The organism is Kocuria sp. NPDC057446 (assembly GCF_042802875.1).
Classification (GTDB): domain Bacteria; phylum Actinomycetota; class Actinomycetes; order Actinomycetales; family Micrococcaceae; genus Kocuria.
The window spans coordinates 1-2,352 of record NZ_JBHVDI010000266.1 but is presented as its reverse complement, the minus strand read 5'-3'; the positions used below and the strand labels follow the sequence as shown (position 1 = coordinate 2,352).

Here is a 2,352-nt window from a genome sequence, read left to right as displayed (position 1 = left end):
CCGCTCCCGTCGTGCCCGTGGTGCTCGACGTGGTCGTCGTGGCCGTCGTGCTCGCCGTGGCCCGGGGCGTACTCCTCACGGGCGCCCGCGTAGTCGCGGACGGCGGCGGTGACCGTCTGCTCGGTCCCGTCCTCGAAGCGCAGGACGAGCTCGAGCTCGTCGCCGGCCCGGAGCTCGCACCGGAGGTCCAGGAGCATGATGTGCTCCGCCCCGGGCTCGAGGGCGTAGGACTCCCCCGGCGCGATGCGGACCGGCTCCTCCGTGCGCTGCATGACCGTGCTGCCGCTCGCGGGGTCGAGCACGGTCCGGTGCAGCTCGACCGCCCCGGCGACGCCCTCGGCGCCCGCGCCGGTGAGCACGACCGGGTCCTCGCCGTCGTTGACCAGGGTGCCGAAGACGCCGGTCATGCCTCCGGCGGGGCCCGCCTTCGCCCAGGGCTGCTCCACGGCGAGCGGCTCCGGCGCGGCGGCGCCCCCGTCGTCGTGGGAGGAGGGGCTCGCGGACGGGGAGGGCGAGGACGGGGCGGACGGGGCCGTGCCCTGGGCGGGGGACGTGCACCCCGTCAGCGCGAGGGCGGCGAGGGCGAGGACGGTGGTGGTGCGCAGCAGCGCGGAGGGCGTGGCGATGGAGGTGGACCTGGACGTGGGCGTGGGCGTGGGCGTGGGCATGGGTGCTCCTGGACGTGGCTGACGAGGCGTGCGCGACGGACGGCACGCCGCCGAAGGGCGGTGCGGCGGCGGTCCCGGGGCGCAGCGCGTGCGCCCCGGGACGGCGGGCCTGCGGTGAGCAGGGACGGGACCCGGACGGCCCCGGGCGGTTCAGCCCTTGCGGCGCCGGTTGGACACGAGGCTCACCAGGCCGAGCACGGCGAGGGCCACGGCTCCGCCGACGACCGCGACGAGCCAGAGCGGGACGTCCCCGGACGAGGCGCGGTCCGCGGTGTCCTGGGCGCTCGCGACGGTGTCCTCCCCCTCCGCGGGGGTCGGCTCCGCCGAGGGCTCGGCACCGGAGCCGACGTCGTAGCTGAAGGTCCCCTCGATGGGGTGCCCGTCGCCGGAGACGACGCGCCAGACCACGCGGTAGGTCTCGTCCTCCGCGCCGCCCTCGGCCAGGGGCTGGACGACCCGGTTCCCCTCGGGCTCGAGCGGGCCCTCCGTCACGGAGCGCCCCTCGGAGTCGGTGACCTGCACCTGGTGGCCGATGTCCATGATCTCGCCGGAGAAGGTCAGCTCGAGCTCCTCCGGGGCGGTGCTCAGGACGGAGCCGGGCTCCGGCGAGACGGCGGTGAGCTCGTCGTGCGCGGAGGCGGGCAGCAGGGGCAGGAGCGTGAGCGCGCCCGCGGTCAGCAGGGCGGCGGCGTGTCGGGTGGTGGGCGTGGGCATGGGATCTCCTCGTGGGCCGGGCGGCGTCGGGCCGGGCCACCGGGCCGGGTCGGCCGGGCGGCGTGCGGAGGCCGTCGGACGTCCTGCCGGGGCCCGCGTTCCCGGACGGCGCCCCGCGGCCGGCCGGTTCAGCCGGCGGGCAGCGTGGCGGGTCCCGGGTGGAGGACCGGCGGCAGGGGGCGACGGCGGGGCCGCGGCGGTCCGCGGTGGGAGCGCACGGGACGCAGCAGCGCCTGGTCGGTCAGCACGTGCGGGCGCCCGGCCTGCACGGACCTGGGCCGGTGGGCGACCACCGGGGACGGCCGGACCGGTCGCCGGCGGCGCACGCGCAGCCGGAGCGCCTCCAGCAGGACCACGGCCGCGACCTCGCCGTGGCGCATGAGCACGTAGGCGGCCAGCGCGGCCAGCACGTGCGCGACGACCATGGCGGTGCCGCCGTGCTCGGCGTGGGTCTGGACCTCCAGCACGAGCGCGGGACCTGCCCCGTAGGGGCCGGCCGCGGCGCCGTGCTGGGCCGCGTGGTGCAGGGAGGAGCTGGTGGCCCGGGACACCGCGCCGGCGCCGCCGGAGGCGGCGAACAGGGCGTGCAGGACGGACTGGCTGAGCAGCACGCCCAGCAGCAGGGAGGACCGGGAGAGCACCCGGCCGGCCAGCGCGATGCACAGCGGCCCGGACAGGGCCAGGGACAGGAGCACGAGCACCGCCGGCGGGGCCTGCCCGTCGGCGGCGGCGTGGGAGAGGACGGCGGCGGAGGTGGCGATGCCGGCCCCGGCCCAGCCGCGGGCGAGACGGCGTGCACGTGGGTCCACACCGCACCTCCCGTCTCGCAGCGGGCCCGGCGGCCCCGTCGTTCGTGGTCCCACTGATTGTGGTCCCATTATGCGCGCCGCCCCCGGCGCCGGACCAATCCCGGGCCGCGGGACACGCCGCCGGGTCCGGGTACGCCGAAGGGGCGGCCCCGGTGCGGGGC

3 protein-coding genes are annotated in these 2,352 nt (G+C 78.4%); all 3 read right to left on the bottom strand.

Translation table 11 applies throughout. The features are described from left to right. Window positions 1-668, bottom strand: a 668-nt coding sequence (locus ACFU0Y_RS17925; protein WP_380216289.1) for a copper chaperone PCu(A)C, incomplete at its 3' end; no start/stop codon positions are given. Window positions 669-818: 150 nt separating this feature from the next. Continuing rightward, window positions 819-1,382: a copper resistance protein CopC gene (locus ACFU0Y_RS17920; RefSeq protein ID WP_380216287.1), complete on the bottom strand. Its 564-nt coding sequence runs from the start codon at window positions 1,380-1,382 to the stop codon at window positions 819-821. Window positions 1,383-1,510: 128 nt separating this feature from the next. Next, window positions 1,511-2,191: a hypothetical protein gene (locus tag ACFU0Y_RS17915; protein ID WP_380216285.1), complete on the bottom strand. Its 681-nt coding sequence runs from the start codon at window positions 2,189-2,191 to the stop codon at window positions 1,511-1,513. Window positions 2,192-2,352 lie beyond the last annotated feature (161 nt).

What these genes read in the sequence shown, in the direction of transcription:
- ACFU0Y_RS17920 (WP_380216287.1), bottom strand. Translation starts at nt 1,382, where the DNA reads ATGCCCACGCCCACCACCCGACACGCCGCCGCCCTGCTGACCGCGGGC.